General features: G+C 58.6%; 14 protein-coding genes and 1 pseudogene. 8 read left to right on the plus strand and 7 right to left on the minus strand.

The genetic code is table 11. The features are described 5' to 3' along the window. Nucleotides 1-21: 21 nt before the first annotated feature. Nucleotides 22-2,202 carry a selenide, water dikinase SelD gene (gene selD / locus AAC622_RS00875; protein WP_340259882.1) on the minus strand — a complete coding sequence of 727 codons (2,181 nt, stop codon included), beginning with the start codon at nucleotides 2,200-2,202 and terminating at the stop codon, nucleotides 22-24. Next, entirely contained in the window at nucleotides 2,199-2,978 is a 780-nt protein-coding gene (truA, locus tag AAC622_RS00880) for a tRNA pseudouridine(38-40) synthase TruA (protein ID WP_340261369.1), read from the minus strand. The genes selD and truA overlap by 4 nt, the downstream gene beginning before the upstream one ends. Nucleotides 2,979-3,109: 131 nt before the next feature. Here truA and AAC622_RS00885 point away from each other — a divergent pair, with 131 nt between their 5' ends. The 6 genes from AAC622_RS00885 (at nucleotide 3,110) to ruvB (ending at nucleotide 8,993) form a co-directional block, all read left to right on the plus strand. Then, nucleotides 3,110-4,510 carry a YcjX family protein gene (locus AAC622_RS00885; RefSeq protein WP_445322518.1) on the plus strand — a complete coding sequence of 467 codons (1,401 nt, stop codon included), beginning with the start codon at nucleotides 3,110-3,112 and terminating at the stop codon, nucleotides 4,508-4,510. Nucleotides 4,511-4,556: 46 nt separating this feature from the next. Beyond that, nucleotides 4,557-5,807 (plus strand): MFS transporter, encoded by a 1,251-nt coding sequence (locus AAC622_RS00890; protein WP_340259883.1) that lies wholly within the window; start codon nucleotides 4,557-4,559, stop codon nucleotides 5,805-5,807. A gap of 7 nt (nucleotides 5,808-5,814) precedes the next feature. Beyond that, the gene (locus AAC622_RS00895; protein WP_340259884.1) at nucleotides 5,815-6,687 is read left to right on the plus strand and encodes a 50S ribosomal protein L11 methyltransferase; all 873 of its coding nucleotides are present in this window, start codon (nucleotides 5,815-5,817) and stop codon (nucleotides 6,685-6,687) included. An 86-nt stretch (nucleotides 6,688-6,773) separates the two neighbouring features. Beyond that, nucleotides 6,774-7,277: a crossover junction endodeoxyribonuclease RuvC gene (gene ruvC / locus AAC622_RS00900; protein WP_340259885.1), complete on the plus strand. Its 504-nt coding sequence runs from the start codon at nucleotides 6,774-6,776 to the stop codon at nucleotides 7,275-7,277. Beyond that, complete coding sequence (ruvA, locus tag AAC622_RS00905; protein WP_340259886.1) at nucleotides 7,274-7,957, plus strand: Holliday junction branch migration protein RuvA; 684 nt, start codon at nucleotides 7,274-7,276, stop codon at nucleotides 7,955-7,957. Before ruvC ends, ruvA begins: the two co-directional genes overlap by 4 nt. Nucleotide 7,958: 1 nt before the next feature. Then, entirely contained in the window at nucleotides 7,959-8,993 is a 1,035-nt protein-coding gene (ruvB, locus tag AAC622_RS00910; RefSeq protein ID WP_317655609.1) for a Holliday junction branch migration DNA helicase RuvB, read from the plus strand. Here ruvB and AAC622_RS00915 read toward each other — a convergent pair whose 3' ends face one another. The 5 genes from AAC622_RS00915 to AAC622_RS00935 are packed head-to-tail and all read right to left on the minus strand — an operon-like array spanning nucleotide 8,994 to nucleotide 14,079. After that, a complete protein-coding gene (locus tag AAC622_RS00915; protein WP_340259887.1) occupies nucleotides 8,994-9,980 on the minus strand; it encodes a P1 family peptidase in 987 nt (328 codons plus the stop codon). Between the two features lie 10 nt (nucleotides 9,981-9,990). Beyond that, nucleotides 9,991-10,731 (minus strand): SDR family oxidoreductase, encoded by a 741-nt coding sequence (locus AAC622_RS00920; RefSeq protein ID WP_340259888.1) that lies wholly within the window; start codon nucleotides 10,729-10,731, stop codon nucleotides 9,991-9,993. After that, complete coding sequence (locus AAC622_RS00925; RefSeq protein ID WP_340259889.1) at nucleotides 10,728-12,326, minus strand: ABC transporter ATP-binding protein; 1,599 nt, start codon at nucleotides 12,324-12,326, stop codon at nucleotides 10,728-10,730. Before AAC622_RS00925 ends, AAC622_RS00920 begins: the two co-directional genes overlap by 4 nt. Further along, on the minus strand, nucleotides 12,323-13,144 hold the full coding sequence (locus AAC622_RS00930; RefSeq protein ID WP_340259890.1) for an ABC transporter permease: 822 nt from the start codon (nucleotides 13,142-13,144) through the stop codon (nucleotides 12,323-12,325). Before AAC622_RS00930 ends, AAC622_RS00925 begins: the two co-directional genes overlap by 4 nt. After that, nucleotides 13,141-14,079, minus strand: a complete 939-nt coding sequence (locus AAC622_RS00935; protein ID WP_340259891.1) for an ABC transporter permease — start codon at nucleotides 14,077-14,079, stop codon at nucleotides 13,141-13,143. The genes AAC622_RS00930 and AAC622_RS00935 overlap by 4 nt, the downstream gene beginning before the upstream one ends. Before the next feature lie 163 nt (nucleotides 14,080-14,242). Between AAC622_RS00935 and AAC622_RS00940 the strand changes: the two genes are divergently transcribed. Next, entirely contained in the window at nucleotides 14,243-15,448 is a 1,206-nt protein-coding gene (locus tag AAC622_RS00940) for an aminopeptidase P family protein (RefSeq protein WP_340259892.1), read from the plus strand. 143 nt (nucleotides 15,449-15,591) lie between these two features. Then, nucleotides 15,592-15,930: pseudogene (locus AAC622_RS00945) on the plus strand (sugar phosphate nucleotidyltransferase); the annotation flags it as partial. Nucleotides 15,931-15,960: the final 30 nt, after the last annotated feature.

Consider the following 15,960-nt stretch of genomic DNA (forward strand, 5'->3'; position numbering starts at 1 on the left):
GGGGGCTGTGGTTCAATCCCCTCAGCTGATCTCTAGCGTGCCAGTTTGATCCGTTATTTTGCCAATAACCCATCCGTTGTGACCTGCGGCCCGAAGTCCCGCTTGCACCTCTGGCAGGACGGTTTGGGGCAGGGCTGCCAAAAGTCCGCCTGCGGTTTGAGGATCAAATAACAAATCGGCGCGCGGGCCCGATGTTGTGCCCCGTATTTGCCCCAAAAGATGCGCGCGGGTTTGCGGGTAGAGGGTCGATTGCACCCCCGCCGCCGCCAAATCAAGCGCGCCTTGATAGAGAGGAATTTGATCAAGCCAAATCTGCGCCCCCAAGCCCGAGGCACGGGCGATATTCATGATATGGCCCGCAAGGCCGAACCCCGTCACATCGGTCATGGCGCGCGCATGGGGGACGAGAATATCCGCCACCGCCCCCTGCGGTGTCGTAAGTCCTTGATAAAGGCGCGCAATGTCGCCGCCCTTTGCCAATCCTTGCATCTCTGCCGCCAGAAGAACGCCTGTGCCAATGGGTTTGGTCAGGATCAGCGCATCCCCTGCTTGCGCTCCCGTAAGTCCGATTGCGCGATCTGCAACAAGACCTGTAACAGTGAACCCGATGCTCAGTTCCGCCCCCGCCGCACTATGGCCGCCGATAATATCGGCGCCTGCCGCTGACATTACCTCGGCGGCGGCTGACATGATTTCGGTCAACCAAGCACTTTGCAGCGGTTCAGATAAGGGGGGCAGGGTGATCATTGCCAAGGCTGATTGCGGGGCGGCCCCCATGGCCCAAATGTCGCCAAGTGCGTGAATGGCAGTGATGCGCGCCATCACGGCCGGGTCATTGCAAAACGCGCGCAGATGATCTGTGCTAATCACTTGGCGCGCGCCGCCCATATGCAGCACCGCCGCATCATCCCCCCGCCCAATCTCGATGTCTTTGCGGTGGGTTGGGGGTGGGGGCAGGGCGGCCTCAAGCGCGGCTTGGCCCAGTTTTGCGCCACAGCCGCCGCATTGCGGTTTTGGCCCCATGGCCTCGATTATGCCAAGCGCGTGTTCTTGCGGCGGTTGCGGTCGCGCCGCCATCTCAGGCAACTGGGTCAGCTGTCGCATGAACTTGCGATCAATTTGGTCTTTCCACATCCACAGAAAGGGAAAGGATGCAGCCACCCGCCCGCGCGTGGCAATGGCCCGCTTATCGCCCAAGGAAATCAGCTTGAGATAGTGGCGTTGCGGCTGATAGATGCGCGAACTGCGCCCCATCACAGCCGCGCGCAGATTGTGAAAGAGGGGCTTTGCCGCGCGCACCGCATAAACGCCCGCCTTACTGCGGGAGGCATGATCAAAATGCGCGCAATCCCCCGTGGCGAAAATATCGGGGTCTGTCACGCTGCGCAGATCGGCGCCCACGCGGATGAACCCATCTTTGAGTGCAAGCCCTGTCTCTGCCAGCCACGGATGCGCCCGCGCGCCTGCCGCGCCAAGGATCAAATCAAAGAGCAGCGGGGACTCATCTCGCAGATGGATCATTTGCGCGGTGATCTCGGTGATCTCTACGCCCTCGCGCAGGGTAATATTTTGGGTGCGCAAGTCTTGTCGCAAAAGCCGTGCCGCGCGCGGAGGCAATTCTTGCAACGCCTGTGCCCGCTCAAATATCGTCACCTCGGGCTTGCGCCCTGTGGTGCGCAGGCGGTGCGCCACGGCCATGGCGACCTCAACCCCCGCAATTCCGCCGCCGATAAGGGCGATGCGTGCAGGATTGGGCGCTTGGGTCAGAAAGCCCTCCCATGCGGCTGCAAACCCCTCGAGAGGTTTGACGGGCACGGCATGATCTGCAAAGCCTGCTAAGGCGGGCATATCAGTCGTGATGCCAATATCAATCGACATGATATCATAGGAAATAGACCTGCCCCCTGCGAGATGCAGGCGTTTTTCCGCTCGATCAATCCCAATGGCGGGGGCAAGGATGAGGCGGGCATTGGCGAAACGGGCGAGGCGAACCAGATCAATCTCGATTTCGTCTTGTTGGTAATGCCCCGCAATCGCACCGGGCAGCATCCCTGAATAGGCCGCCGTTGGGTTGGGCGAGACAAGGGTCAAGCGCGCACCCGCAAGCGGCCGCATCCCCCACATACGCGCGACAAGCGCGTGACTATGCCCGCCCCCCACAAGCACAATTTCGCGGGTCACGGGCCAAGCGGTGGGGGTCATGATCCTTGACCCCTAAACGGATCATCTGGATACCCCACGCCCGTCAGGATTAATCCATCAGGCGGCGCAACAGGGCCGCAGGCGGCCCGATCGCGCGACTCTAGGCTGATGCGCACATCGTCAGGCGACCATGATCCCGCCCCAACCCGCTCAAGCGTGCCGACAATCGAGCGCACTTGATTATGCAGGAACGAGCGCGCGCGCAGGTGAAATTGAAATTCGACCGCATCGCTGCGCGGGAAGGCCTCAATCCGTATCTCATCAAGGGTTTTGACGGGCGATTTCGCCTGACAGATAGAGGCACGGAAGGTTGTGAAATCATGCTTGCCGATCAAATGGCGTGCGGCCTCTTGCATGGCGGCAAGATCAAGGGGCTGCTTGACGGCCCATGCCTGCCCCACATCAAGGGTCAAGGGCGCGCGGCGGTTGATCAGCCGATAGGTATAGCGCCGCTCAACTGCGGAAAACCGCGCGTGCCAATCCTCTAACACGGGCGCACAGGCCACAATTGCCACCGGTAAAGGTTTCAAATGATAATTCAGCGCCTCAGACAGGCGAAAGGGCTGCCACTCTTGGGCCATGTCACATTGCGCGACCTGACCCGTGGCATGAACGCCTGCATCTGTCCGCCCTGCCGCAGCGATGGAGGGCACATCCGCCTCAAGCTGTGAAAGCGCAGCCTCAATCGCACCCTGCACTGAGGGTTGATCAGCCTGACGTTGCCACCCCGCAAAGGGGCGACCATCATATTCGACTTTGAGCGCATAACGGGCCATGGCTTTGGCTAACGGAAACGCGCGCGCCATGCAATTGCCCATAACCCCCTATCCATGGCGGCTTTGGCATCCTATCTTTGCGCAAGGCATTAGATGGGGGCAGGCCAAGCGTGATATCATCTTTGGGCGATATGCTGCGTGACAGCGTGGAGAGCACGGGCGAAGCATTGACGCGCGCCTTTTCAAACCCAAGCCTGCGCTTGGGGGTGACAGGGGTGTCTCGCGCAGGAAAGACGGTGTTTATCACCTCTCTCGTGGCCAATTTGATGGAGCGGGGCCGCATGGCGGCATTCTCGCCCGAGCGCGAAGGTCGGATTGAAGCGGCCTACCTGCAACCACAACCCGATGATACAGTCGCGCGATTTGATTACGAAAGCCATCTTGCCGCGATGACGGGGCCAGAGGCGCATTGGCCGATTGGCACGCGCAGCGTTTCGCAATTGCGCTTGTCCTTGCGCGTCACGCCAAAATCACGGTTTGCGCGTCTGACGGGCCCACGCCGCTTGCATTTGGATATCACTGATTATCCGGGTGAATGGTTGTTGGATTTGGGACTGTTGACGCAAAGCTACGCGCAATGGTCTAAGTCCAGTTTGGCGCAGATTTCCGCCAAAGCGCAGAGCTTGGCCGCGGCGCGAGATTTCTTGGCGATGGCCACCGAAGCTGTGGCTGAGACGCGCCATGATGAGATGCAGGCCTCGGCCCTTGCGCAAAGTTTCACCGCCTATTTGCACGCGGCGCGCGCGGCGGGGTTCAGCCAATTGACCCCCGGCCGTTTTATCTTGCCGGGCGAATTGCAGGGCAGCCCTGCGCTAACCTTTTGCCCCTTGCCGATTGAGGCCCTGAGGCGTGGCACAATCGCGCGCGAGGCCGCGCGGCGCTTTGAGGCCTATAAATCGCAAATCGTGCGGCCGTTCTTTCGCGCGCATTTTGCCCGCATTGATCGTCAGGTGGTTTTAGTGGATCTGCTCAGCGCCATGCAAGGTGGGCCTGAGGTCTTAGAAGATTTGCGACAGGCGATGGCGGGTATTTTGTCGGTGTTCCGCCACGGCGCGAATGGCCCTTTGGCGGCACTCTTGGGGCAAAAAACCGATCGTATCCTTTTTGCCGCGACCAAGGCAGATTACCTGCATCAATCCCAGCATCAGGCCTATGCCAATCTTCTTGAGGCTTTGGTGCAACAGGCCAAACAGCGCGCCGATTATCGGGGGGCGAAAACGCGGGCTATGGCGATTGCAGGCCTGCGCAGCACCGTTGAGGAAAGCCGCATTCTAGACGGGGCCGAGGTTGATCTGGTGCGGGGCCGTGTTGGGCAATCTAATCAGATGCGCGCCCTTTATGCGGGCCACTTGCCAGACCATCCCGACCATATCCTTGCCCCTGCACGCGAAGGCGCGCGGGATTGGTCGGATCATGAATTCGCGGTGACAGATTTCGCCCCGCCTATATCAAGCCTGCGCGCGGGGCTTGGCCCCCCGCATATTCGCCTTGATGCGGCGGCGGAATTTCTTTTGGCAGATTGTATGGGGTGAAAGTTTCAATTGCCAAGCCTAGCCCTTCGGGCCTATGGCAAAGTCTATGAAGCTTGTGCCCCTCTCTGAAACCTCACATTTGCCGCGCTGGCAGCGCCCGCAGGTTCTTTTGTTCCTGATGGCTTTTGCGATGCCCGTGGCCTTTGCCACATGGTCTGCATTGCTCAATAATTTTGTGATTGAGGCGGCAGGGTTTGACGGGGCTGATATAGGATGGCTGCATTCAGTGCGCGAAATTCCAGGGTTTCTCGCGATTGGCGTGATTGCCCTATTGCTTGTGATCCGCGAGCAGAAATTGGCGCTTGTGTCCTTGGTTATGTTGGGTCTGGCCACGGCGCTGACCTCGCAATTCCCCTCCTTGGGGGGGTTGTTGATTGTCACCCTGATCTCCTCCATCGGGTTCCATTATTACGAGACAGTCAACCAATCGCTTCAATTGCAATGGATCGACAAAAAGCGCGCGCCACAGACCATTGGTTGGCTGATGTCGATGGGGTCTTTGGCCACGCTTTTGGCCTATGCGTTAATCGTGCTGACATGGCGTGCTTATGATTTGAGCTATGACTTGGTCTATGGGGTGGCGGGCGGCTTTACCGCCTTGGTTGCAGTGATTGCATTTTTCGCCTTCCCCCAATTTGAGGGCCCAACCCCGCAGAACCGCAAAATGATCCTGCGCCGCCGCTATTGGCTCTATTATGCGCTCCAATTCATGTCGGGCGCGCGGCGGCAGATTTTCGTGGTCTTTGCAGGCTTCATGATGGTCGAGCGCTATGGATTTGCCGTGCATGAGATCACAGCGCTGTTCATGGTCACATTGGTCGCCAATATGATCGCAGCACCGCTTCTGGGTCGTGCTGTTGCCTTTTTTGGGGAACGTGCGGCCTTGATGTTTGAATATGCGGGCTTGTTCGTGATTTTCCTACTTTATGCGGGCCTCTATCATTTTGATTGGGGCGTGGGTATGGCGGCGGTGCTCTATGTCGGCAACCACGTCTTTTTTGCGCTGGCCCTCGCCATCAAAACCTATTTTCAGAAAATCGCAGATCCCGCTGATATTGCGCCTACGGCCGCCGTGGCCTTTACCATCAACCATATCGCTGCGGTGTTCTTGCCTGCGATCTTGGGGTATATCTGGCTGACCTCGCCGATTGCGGTGTTCCTGCTTGCGTCAGGGATGGCTGCCACATCTTTCGCCTTGTCGCTTTTGGTGCCGCGTCATCCAGAGGCGGGGAATGAAACCTTACTTGCGCGGCGCGGTTTACCCGTGGCTGCGCCTATCACCACCGTGATCAAATAGGGTGCTTATGACGACCTTTACCGCCTTTACCACATTGCCTGCTAAATCCGCCGCTGAAGCCTTGGGTGAGGCCATAGAGGCACTTGATCCCGCGCCCTATGGCGTAGGGGTTTTTCAGATCGAAGACGGCTCTGGCCGTTGGGAGGTGGGCGGTTATTTCCTTGAGGCCCCCAATGAGATCGGATTGGCGCTTTTGGCGGCATCGCATGGCGCGCGGGAATTTGTCGTTTCAGAATTGCCCGAAACCGATTGGGTCGCGCAGGTGCGCCGTGAATTGCACCCTTTGCGCGCGGGGCGGTTTTACCTTTACGGCAGCCATGATGCCGATACAGTTCCAAACGATGCCGTGCCCTTGCTGATTGAGGCCGCAATGGCCTTTGGCACAGGGCATCACGGCACCACCTCTGGATGTTTGATTGCGTTTGATCGTCTGCTCACTGAGGGCCATGTTTTCAAAAATGTGGTTGATATTGGCTGTGGCACGGCGGTCTTGGCCTTGGCTGCGGCACGGGTCTTTCCGCAGACTGTTCTGGCCTCGGATATTGATGAGATCGCGGTTGATGTCGCCCGTGTAAACGCCCAAGCGAATGACCTCGCAGATCGGATCGAGGCTGTGCAAGCCGCAGGGTTTGATCATCCCACCCTTGCAGCCCGCGCGCCCTTTGATTTGATCTTTGCCAATATCCTAAAGGCGCCACTGATCGAACTGGCTCCCGATATGGCGCGTCATGCCGCGCAGGGCGGTTATTTGATCTTGTCAGGCCTTTTGTTGGAGCAGGCTGAGGACGTCACTGCCGCCTATCTCGCGGCAGGGTTCGAGCGGGTTTATGCGTCCGAGCATGGGGAATGGGCGGCGCTGACACTGCGCTATATGGGGTGATTGGCACGCCCCGCTTGTTGAATGTTCTTGTTTCGTGCTATTGATGGGCTAAGCTGACGCAAAGAACCACAAAGGGCGAGCAGGCCATGCGTATCATCGGTATTGACCCAGGGCTTCGCTATCTTGGGTGGGGCGTAATCGAGGCGGATGGCCCGCGCCTACGCCACATATCAAATGGCGTTATCGAAGGGGTGGGCGATGATCTCGCCCCGCGTCTTTTGGCGCTATATGATGGATTAATCGCCGTCCTTGCCGAATTTGCACCAGATTGCGCGGCGGTCGAACAGACCTTTGTCAATCGTGATGGCGCGGCCACGTTGAAATTGGGGCAGGCGCGTGGTGTTGCGATGTTGGCCCCTGCCAAGGCAGGCTTGCCTGTGGCTGAATATGCGCCAAACACAGTAAAGAAAACCGTGGTTGGGGTGGGGCACGCGCATAAAGATCAGATTGGACATATGGTGCGCCTGCAATTGCCCGGATGCGCGCCAAAATCCCCGGATGCTGCTGACGCTTTGGCGATTGCGATATGTCATGCCCATCATGCGCAATCGCAGACGCGGATCATGAAAGCAGTGGGGGCAAGCCTGTGATCGGGAAATTGACAGGCCGCGTGGATTACCGCGCCAGTGACCATGTGCTTTTGGATGTCGGTGGCGTGGGCTATGTGGTTTATTGCTCAGAACGCACTCTTGCGAACCTGCCGAATGCGGGGCAGGTGGCAAGCCTTTACACTGAACTTCTGGTGCGCGAAGACCTTTTGCAGCTTTTTGGGTTTTTAACCCCGTATGATCGTGAGTGGCATCGTTTGTTGGTGTCTGTTCAGGGCGTGGGGGCCAAAGCCGCGATGGCAATCTCGGGTGCGCTTGGCACAGAGGCCTTGGCCCGTGCCATTGCGATTGGGGATTGGGGCGCGGTCAAAGCAGCCCCTGGTGTGGGCCCGAAATTGGCGCAGCGTGTGGTCAATGAACTAAAGGATAAAGGTCCTGCTTTGATGGCGATGGGTGGCAGTCTGGCCCGCGATTTGACGCAGAATGCCCCTGCGCCCGTGGTGGAAGGCCCGCAGGGGCCTGTATCCACCCCTGCGGCATCGCCGCCGCCTGCAACCACGCAGGCCGATGCGCAAAGTCAGGCCGAGGCAATTTCAGCCCTGACCAATTTGGGCTATGGCCCCTCTGACGCGGCAAGTGCGGTTGCGCGCGCGGCAGATGAGGCCGACACGACCCCTGCGCTGATCCGTGCGGCACTGCGCCTCTTGGCCCCGAAGGATTGATATGAGCACGCCTGATCCAACATTGCGCCCCGATCCGCACCCGCAGGATGATCTGCGCGAAGATCGCGCGTTGCGTCCTGAACTTCTGACCGAATTTATTGGTCAGGCCGAGGCGCGGGCGAATTTGCGGGTGTTTATCGAAAGCGCGCGCAAACGCGGTGAGGCGATGGACCATGTGCTGTTTCATGGCCCGCCCGGATTGGGCAAGACCACCTTGGCGCAAATTATGGCGCGCGAATTGGGGGTGAATTTTCGCATGACCTCTGGCCCCGTTTTGGCAAAGGCGGGGGATTTGGCCGCGATCCTCACCAATCTTGAGCCGCGTGATGTTTTGTTTATTGACGAAATCCACCGCCTGAACCCCGCAGTGGAAGAGGTGCTCTATCCCGCGATGGAGGATTTTGCATTGGATCTGGTCATAGGTGAGGGGCCTGCCGCGCGATCTGTGCGCATCGAATTGCAGCCCTTTACCTTGATCGGGGCCACCACGCGCTTGGGGCTGTTGACCACGCCCTTGCGGGATCGGTTCGGCATCCCCACGCGTCTGGTGTATTATGACACGCCTGAGTTGGAGCAGATTGTGACCCGTGGTGCGCGCCTGATGGGCGCCCCTGCCGATGAGGAAGGGGCGCGGGAGATCGCCAAGCGCGCCCGCGGCACCCCGCGCATTGCAGGGCGCTTATTGCGCCGCGTGGTCGATTTCGCCGTGGTCGAGGGGGATGGCCGCGTAACAGCGGCGATTGCAGATCGCGCCCTGACACGGCTTGGGGTCGATAAGCTAGGGCTTGACGGGGCAGATCGGCGGTATTTGCGCCTAATTGCGGAGTCTTATGGCGGCGGCCCTGTCGGGATTGAAACGCTTGCAGCCGCCCTTTCCGAAAGCCGCGATGCGCTCGAAGAGGTGGTTGAACCCTATCTCTTGCAACAAGGCCTGATCGCGCGCAGCCCGCGGGGGCGGATGCTGACGCAATCGGCCTTTGCGCATCTGGGGCTGCCCGTTCCTACCCCGCCTGCCCAGACGGGGCTTTTTGAGTGATCAGCCAAATTTCTCGGCCCATGTGGGCAGGGGATCATGTGCTGCAGGGGTGGCCTCATAGACCGCGCGGGCAATCGCGCGGCAAAGGCACAGGGCTGCCGCATTTCCCAAATGCAGCGTATCCATGAGCGGATCGCGAAGGGCGCGCGCGCCCGTTGCAGCGGCAAAGACCAAATCCCCATCCATCGGCGTATGCGCGGGATAAATCGCGCGCGCCATGCCATCATGCGCGGCGGTGGCCATGCGGGTGGCTTGCGCTTGGGTCAAGATGGCATCTGTCGCCACAATCGCGATGGTGGTTGCCCCGTCCCGATGCCCTTTGACCAAGGGGCGTGCGGATGGATCGAACGCCCCTGTTCCAAGCCCGCCAAATTCTGCACCCATTTCAAATGGGGCTGCCCAGAATTGCGGGCCATCGCCCATAGTCACGCGGCCCAATGCGTTGACAGCGACCAGAGCGCCCACCGTAATCCCGTCAAATGTGACCGAGGCTGAGCCAAGCCCACCCTTGAGGTCAGCGGTCAGCGCCCCAGTTCCTGCGCCCACTGTCCCAAAGTCAAAATCAGCCGATGCCGCCTCAAACGCCGCACGTCCCAAGGCGGCATAGGGGTTCTGACCCCATGCTTTGTCACCGCCATTGATCAGATCAAAGAGAATTGCGGCGGGCACGATTGGCACCTGTTGATCCCCAACGGCGAAGCCGCGCCCTGCGGCCCGCAAGCCATCCATCACACCTGAGGCTGCATCAAGGCCAAAGGCAGACCCGCCCGAAAGAACCAGCGCATCCACCTCCTGCACCAATCGCTCAGGCGACAAGAGCGCTGTTTCTCGCGTGCCCGGCGCACCGCCCATGATATGCACCCCTGCCACAAAGGGGCGCTCGGCTGTTAGAACAGTGACCCCTGTTTTGATCACGTCATCCTGAGCGTGGCCGACATGGAGGCCCGCGACATCGGTGATTAAGTTCTTTGCGCCTTTCTCAAACATCGCAATCCCCCTAGATGCAGCGCCCGCCATCAACCTCCAAGGCGGCACCTGTGATCATTGACGCCTCATCCGAGCACAAGAAGCAGGCAGCATTGCCCATATCCTCGGGCGTGGAAAAGCGGCCCAAAGGGATGGTTGATAGAAATTTTGCCCGCATTTCGGGCGTGTCCTCGCCCATAAAACTGGACAAAAGCGGGGTTTCCCCCGCCACAGGGCATAGCGCGTTGACGCGGATACCTTGCGGGGCCAGTTCCACCGCCATCGCCTTAGTTGCGGTGATCATCCAACCTTTTGAGGCATTATACCAATTCAGCTTTGGTCGTGGGCTGAGGCCCGCGGTTGAGGCGATATTGAGGATGGCGCCCGCTTGTGCAGCTTTCATATGCGGCACGATTTCGCGGGCCATCAGATAAACAGATTTCGCATTCACCGCGAGGACGCGGTCGAACATCTCCTCGGTGACATCTTCCATCATCTGCGGCAGATGGGTGATGCCCGCATTGTTCACAACAATATCAATACGTCCCCATGCGGAGAGGGCAGATTGGGCGAGGGCGGCCACGCTCTCGCCCTTGGCGACATCGGTTTCATGGGCAAGGCTGCCCGTGGCTTGTGCCATGTCATGGGCTGCAGCACCATTGAGATCGGCAATCATCACCTCGGCCCGTTCGGCGCGGAATTTGCGCACGATCCCTGCGCCAAATCCCGATGCGCCGCCCGTTACAATTGCGGTTTTTCCTGCAAGCCTCATGAAACTGTCCCTTTCTGTGGGGCCGCGTCCAAGCGGGGCGCGGTGTTGAGTAAGTTTTGTGTATAAGGATGTCTGGGGGCAGATAGAATTTGGGGCGCTGGCCCCTGTTCGACAATCACCCCATTTTCCATCACCGCAATAGTGTCGGCCATATGGGCCACAACCGCGAGATCGTGGGTGATGAAAATATACGAAAGCTGCAATTCCTGTTGCAGTGATTTTAGCAAATCCAAAACCCGTGCGCGCACTGAGACATCAAGGGCTGAAACCGCCTCATCAAGCACCACGATATCGGGTCGCGTGATCAGCGCGCGGGCAATGGCAATGCGCTGTCTTTGCCCGCCTGAGAATTGGTGCGGGTATTTTTGCGCATCCTGAGGCGAAAGCCCGACCTGCTCAAGTGCAGTCGCAACGCGAGATGTGACCTCATTAGATGGGACATTTTGCAGATCAAGCGGTTCCGCGATCACGCGCCCCACCCGCCAACGGGGGTCAAAGCTGCCATAGGGGTCTTGAAACACAATCGACAGACGCCGCCGATTTTCAAGCGGCATGTTCGGATGCACCTCTGTGCCGTCTAAGACAATCTTCCCTGATTGCGCGGCCTCTAGCCCCAAAATGGCGCGGGCGAGCGTGGATTTTCCGCATCCAGAGCCCCCTACGATCCCCAAACATTTCCCTCGCTTAAGGGTAAGATTTGCATCACGCACCGCAACGAAGGGTTCAGATTTGCGCAAGCCTAGGCGTTTGGGCGGATAGATGCGACTGACCCCTTCCACGGATAAGAGTGTCTCGCCTGCCTCGGGTTGGGGCTCTTTTGGGGTGGGGCGGGCGCCGGATAAGAGCGCCTTGGTGTAAGGGTCGCGCGGGCGGGACAAAAGCCGTTTTGTCTCACCTTTTTCAATGATGCGGCCTTGGTTCATCACCGCCACCTCATCGGCCATCGAGGCCACAACGGCCAGATCATGCGTGATCAGCAAAAGCGCCATGCCATCTTCGGCAACGAGGGTTTTCAAAAGCGCTAAAATCCCCTGTTGTGTGGTGACATCAAGCGCGGTTGTTGCCTCGTCCGCGATTAAAATATCGGGCGCTGCCGCGATTGCGGCGGCAATGGCCACGCGCTGCCTTTGCCCGCCAGACAGCTCATGCGGATAACGATCAAGCGCAATCTGCGCCAAGCCAACCCGATCTAAAACGGCGCGGGCCTGCGCCATTGCGGCCCGCCGATTGGGACTGATGCGATGCACCATAAGGGTTTCGGCAACCTGTGCGCCGATTTGCAGAACGGGGTTCAGCGCGGTCATGGGTTCTTGGAAAATCATCCCAATCCTTCGACCGCGCAACTGGCACATTTTTCGATCTGACAGGCCCAAGAGACTGTCAGTGCCATTGAGAAGAACCGAACCCTGCGCGCTGCATCCTTGGGGCAATAGGCCCATAATCGCCAGCGCCGTCATCGATTTGCCTGATCCAGATTCCCCAACCAAGGCCGTGATCCGATGCGCGGCGAGCGTCAATGACAGATCAGAAACCAATGCACCCCCGTCATGGGTGATTGTCAGGTTCTTCAGTTCAAGGCGGGGCGAAGCGGTCATTTCAGGGCGCGCTCCAGTCTTGGGTCAAGGTGATCGCGCAGCCCATCCCCCGCCAAGTTCAAGCCAAGAACCAAGGCCATGATGCAGGCCCCGGGAAGAATGGCCAGCATCGGATGGGTGTAGATCATGGTTTGCGCCTCGGCCAACATGCGGCCCCAACTGGGGGTTGGCGGTTGTGCCCCAAGCCCGACATAGGAGAGCGCGGCCTCAGCCAGAATCCCTAGGCTGAATTGGATCGTGGCCTGCACGATGATCAGATTCAGAATATTGGGCAAGATATGTTCAAGGCTGATCCGAAACTTGGATTTTCCCGCCACACGCGCGGCAAGGATGTAATCCAATGTCCAAAGTGGCAGCGCCCCTGCACGGGTCACGCGGGCAAAGACGGGGATATTGAAAATACCAATTGCAAGGATCGCGTTAAACGCCGAGGGGCCGTAGGTTGCAGTGATCAGAATGGCGATCACCAGCGCGGGAAAGGCAAAGATCAGATCATTGCCCCGCATAATCAGTTCATCGCCAAAGCGCCCATGCTGTGCTGCCGCCAGCAGACCCAAAGGCACGCCAATGCTTGCCCCAATGCCAATGGCCGCCACCGCCACCGCAATAGAGGTTTGCGCGCCCACCATCAGCAAAGATAGGACATCGCGCCCGAATTGATCCGTGCCAAGCAGATAGGTGGCGCTTGGCCCTTGCAGGCGATTGGCAATCGCAAGGCTTGTGACCTCATGGGGCACCCAGAGGAGGCTAAGGGTGGCGAGGGCAAGGAAAAACAGGCTAATCGCACCGCCAAGGATTAAGGATCGCTGCACCTTCATCTGCGCAGCCTAGGGTCAAGGGCCGCATAGGCCAGATCAACCAAAAAGGTCACGAGGATCACGGCGAACACAAGCAGCATGGTGACCGACTCGACCACGATTAAATCGCGTTGGGTGATGCCCTGAAAGATCAGGCGACCAAGCCCAGGAAGAAAGAAAACATTTTCGATGATAATGGCGCCCGCAAGCAGAAACGAGAATTGAAGGCCTAAAATCGTCATCACGGGAATGCCTGCATTGCGTAAGGCATGACGCCATAGGGTTTGCCTGCGGCTGAGGCCCTTGGCGCGGGCGGTGCGGATATAGTCTTGCTCTAATGTCTCTAAGAGGGCTGAACGCAAAACCCGCGCTAAAATGGCCGCCTGCGGCAGGGCCAAGGCGAAGGCGGGCAGCGTGAGCGAGGCGAGCCCCGCCCCAAAGCTGTCCCATCCCGCAAATCCGCCCGCCGACACCAATTGTAATTGTATCGCGAACAGCAGCACCAACAGCATCGCAAACCAGAAATTGGGAATTGCAATGCCGATTTGCGCGGCCGCCATAACCCCAAGATCGGGCCATGCGCCGCGCTTGGCCGCGGCCAAGACCCCCACGGGGATTGCGAGGGCCGTTGACAGGATCAGCGCGTAAATGGCCAAGGGCAGTGAAACGGCAAGCCTATCTTGGATCAACTCGGCCACGGGCACACGATAGGTGTAGGATAGGCCAAAATCTCCCTGCACCATGCCCCCGACCCATGCCAGATATCGGGGCAGAAGCCCCCCATCGAGGTCCAGTTCCGCCCGTAGGTTTGCAACCGCCTCGTCTGTGGCGTTTAGGCCAAGCATGAAACTGGCAGGATCACCAGGGATCACCTCAATGAGGCAAAAGATAACCACGCTTGCCACGGCAAGGCTAAGGATCATCGCAAGCGCCCGATTGAGAAAATAGCTCAACATGGCAAAACCTTAGACCGAAGGCGTGCTAGGCCGCTAGAGGGGACTTGCGCGACTCAAGGCCTTCGCGGCAGATAGTGCCACGAGGTTGGGGACGATGGCGTCGTCCTATGGCAGACCTTAACCGCCCTGAACGCCGGGGTCTTCTGTCAAAGGAGGGTCGGCGATGCAGCGACCTGAATTCTTCCGTTTCCACAATGGCGAAAAAGCCATTCTTCCGTTTTCTCAAGCTGAGTATGACGCCCGTCTGATGGGGCTGCGCGCAATTATGGATGCGCAAGGCCTAGATGCGGTTGTGCTCAGTTCGATGCATAATATCGCCTATTATTCGGGTTTTCTCTACTGTGCCTTTGGCCGCCCCTATGCGTTGGTTGTGACCGCATCTGAGGCGGTCGTGATCTCTGCGGGTATTGATGCGGGGCAGCCATGGCGGCGCTGTGCCTGTGATGGGATCACCTATACCGATTGGCAGCGCAACAATTACTGGCGCTCCGTGGCCCATGTGGCGGGGCAGGGCAAGGCAGTTGGTTACGAAGCCGATCATCTCGTCTTGAGCCAATTTGCGCTTCTCAATGAGTTCTTGGCGCCAAAATCCACCGCCGATGTCGCGGCCGCCACGATGCGCCAGCGCATGGTGAAATCTGTCGCTGAGCGCGAGTTGATCCGCGCAGGCGCGCAAGTTGCCGATGTGGGCGGTTATGCCATTCGGGACGCCGTGAAGGCGGGGGTGCGTGAGATTGATGTCGCCATGGCGGGGCGTGATGCGATGGAGCTGGAAATCGCCAAACGCTTTCCCGATGCCGAATATCGGGACACTTGGGTATGGTTCCAATCGGGGCTTAACACCGATGGCGCGCATAACCCTGTCACGGGGCGGGTTTTGCAGCGCGGCGATATCCTGAGCCTCAATACCTTCCCAATGATCTCGGGCTATTACACCGCGCTTGAGCGCACGATGTTTGTGGGCGAAGTGGATGCGGCAAGCCTTGGTTATTGGCAGGCGAATATCGAGGCGCACGAATTGGGTATGAGCCGGATGAAGCCCGGTGTCAGCTGTGCTGAGATCACCCATGCGATCAATGATTTCTTCGCGGAACGCGATTTGCTGCAATATCGCAGTTTTGGCTATGGCCATTCATTTGGGGTGTTGAGCCATTATTACGGCCGCGAAGCAGGTCTTGAGCTGCGCGAGGATATCGACACTGTTCTCGAAGAAGGCATGGTGATTTCCATGGAGCCGATGCTGACAATCCCCGAGGGAATGGCAGGCGCGGGGGGCTATCGCGAACATGATATTTTGATCATCACCAAGGATGGGGCCGAGGATATTACGGGCTATCCATACGGCCCTGCCAAAAACGTGGTGGGGTAATTTATCGGAAGGGGCGGTCAAGTGACTGCCCCGTTCCGTTAAAGTTTCTGCTTCAACCTTGCCCCCTGCATAGCATAAGCTGACATCAGGCTTGCGGAACGCACGGGGAATCTATGGCACGCAAAGGCATCATTTTGGCGGGTGGCACGGCGCCTGCGCGCGCCTGATCGGTGACCCCATCGGCGCGGGGAGAGTTGGAGATCACCTCGCTTTTGCAAAGCTATCTTGACGATGGGCAGTTGGATGTTTGCCAAATGGGGCGCGGGTATGCGTGGCTTGACACAGGCACTCATGCCAGTCTGCTCGAGGCTTCGGAATTCGTCTATACATTGCAAAAACGTCAAGGTTTGCAGACAGGCAGCTCCGATGAGATCGCCTATCACAAAGGTTGGATTTCGGCGGCCGATCTTGCCGCGCGGGCCCAGTTGTTTGGCAAGAATGAATATGGGCAATATTTGCAGGCACTCATCAAAGGGGGTTGACCTTCCAGTAACTGGAACCCTTATCTGAAG

This window comes from Roseobacter sp. HKCCA0882 (assembly GCF_037805225.1).
Lineage (GTDB): Bacteria > Pseudomonadota > Alphaproteobacteria > Rhodobacterales > Rhodobacteraceae > M30B80.

Excerpts from the sequence above, each read along its gene's own strand:
- AAC622_RS00930 (WP_340259890.1), bottom strand. The coding sequence starts at position 13,144 with ATGAAGGTGCAGCGATCCTTAATCCTTGGCGGTGCGATTAGCCTGTTT.
- AAC622_RS00920 (WP_340259888.1), bottom strand. The coding sequence starts at position 10,731 with ATGAGGCTTGCAGGAAAAACCGCAATTGTAACGGGCGGCGCATCGGGA.
- AAC622_RS00940 (WP_340259892.1), top strand. The coding sequence starts at position 14,243 with ATGCAGCGACCTGAATTCTTCCGTTTCCACAATGGCGAAAAAGCCATT.
- AAC622_RS00890 (WP_340259883.1), top strand. The coding sequence starts at position 4,557 with ATGAAGCTTGTGCCCCTCTCTGAAACCTCACATTTGCCGCGCTGGCAG.
- AAC622_RS00925 (WP_340259889.1), bottom strand. The coding sequence starts at position 12,326 with ATGACCGCTTCGCCCCGCCTTGAACTGAAGAACCTGACAATCACCCAT.
- AAC622_RS00935 (WP_340259891.1), bottom strand. The coding sequence starts at position 14,079 with ATGTTGAGCTATTTTCTCAATCGGGCGCTTGCGATGATCCTTAGCCTT.
- truA (WP_340261369.1), bottom strand. The coding sequence starts at position 2,978 with ATGGCCCGTTATGCGCTCAAAGTCGAATATGATGGTCGCCCCTTTGCG.
- AAC622_RS00885 (WP_445322518.1), top strand. The coding sequence starts at position 3,110 with ATGCTGCGTGACAGCGTGGAGAGCACGGGCGAAGCATTGACGCGCGCC.
- ruvB (WP_317655609.1), top strand. The coding sequence starts at position 7,959 with ATGAGCACGCCTGATCCAACATTGCGCCCCGATCCGCACCCGCAGGAT.
- AAC622_RS00895 (WP_340259884.1), top strand. The coding sequence starts at position 5,815 with ATGACGACCTTTACCGCCTTTACCACATTGCCTGCTAAATCCGCCGCT.
- AAC622_RS00915 (WP_340259887.1), bottom strand. The coding sequence starts at position 9,980 with ATGTTTGAGAAAGGCGCAAAGAACTTAATCACCGATGTCGCGGGCCTC.
- selD (WP_340259882.1), bottom strand. The coding sequence starts at position 2,202 with ATGACCCCCACCGCTTGGCCCGTGACCCGCGAAATTGTGCTTGTGGGG.
- ruvC (WP_340259885.1), top strand. The coding sequence starts at position 6,774 with ATGCGTATCATCGGTATTGACCCAGGGCTTCGCTATCTTGGGTGGGGC.